The 974-nt window shown below is 68.1% G+C and carries 1 pseudogene; it reads left to right on the forward strand.

Annotated features, from left to right (window positions below):
• Positions 1–62: 62 nt before the first annotated feature.
• Positions 63–974 (forward strand): annotated as a pseudogene (locus HX846_RS37860) (hypothetical protein); the annotation flags it as partial.

A 974-nucleotide genomic window follows, 5' to 3' on the forward strand; every position in this document is an offset into this window, starting at 1 on the left:
CGAATTCTGCAACGACGGCGCAGCGAACTGCAGAGACCGCAGAAGGCAAGGCGAGCTCGGCGTTGGCCGGGGCAGATGATGCCCGTAAGACTGCGGACGATGTGCGAGCTGCTGCCGATGCCGCTTTGGCCAAGGCCGACAGCGCCGAAAAGAGCGCAGGTGTGGCGCAAGGGACGGCCAGTACCGCGCTGGACTCCGCAGCTGACGCCCAAAAAACTGCCGAATCCGCCCGGGGAATCGCCGAACGGGCGCAAGGGGCCGTTGCGACTGCACAACAGACGGCCGAAACCGCACAGGGTGTCGCCAACACGGCCCTGGGCTCGGCAGCCACTGCCCAGAAGACGGCCGAAGCCGCACAAGGGGCAGCCACCACAGCACTGAGTACGGCGTCTGAAGCGCAAAAAAGCGCCGCGACAGCCCAAGGCACTGCCGATACCGCGCTGACCACGGCCTCCAGCGCCCAACAAGCCGCGAATGCTGCGCAGGGCTCTGCCGATAAGGCGTTGGACACGGCTGTTCGGGCCGGCGAAACCGCTACGGCCGCCCAGGGCTCCGCCGATGCCGCCTTGGCTGCAGCCGCCAGCTCTCACAAGGCTGCCGACGTGGCCCAAGGCACCGCTAATACGGCGCTGGACAAGGCCGCCGTGGTGCAGAAAAGCGCCGATGCCGCGCAGCTTACAGCCAATCAGGCGCTCAGCGCCTCCGAGGGTGCCGGGCAATCCGCCAACGCGGCCCAAAGCGTGGCGGATTCGGCATTGGCAACGGCGACAGGGGCGCAGACTGCCGCTCAATCGGCTCAGGATCGCGCGGATGCCGCCGTCAGTTCGGCGGCTGGTGCACAACAGGCCGCAAATGCCGCGCAAGGCACGGCGGATACCGCCCTTGGTGCTGCCTCCACGGCACAGCGCACGGCCGACGCCGCCAATTCCACCGCAGACCAGGCACTGAGCACGGCCTCCACGGCGCATCAGGCG

Source organism: Pseudomonas sp. K5002, from assembly GCF_013386655.1.
In the GTDB taxonomy this organism is placed as follows: Bacteria; Pseudomonadota; Gammaproteobacteria; order Pseudomonadales; family Pseudomonadaceae; genus Aquipseudomonas.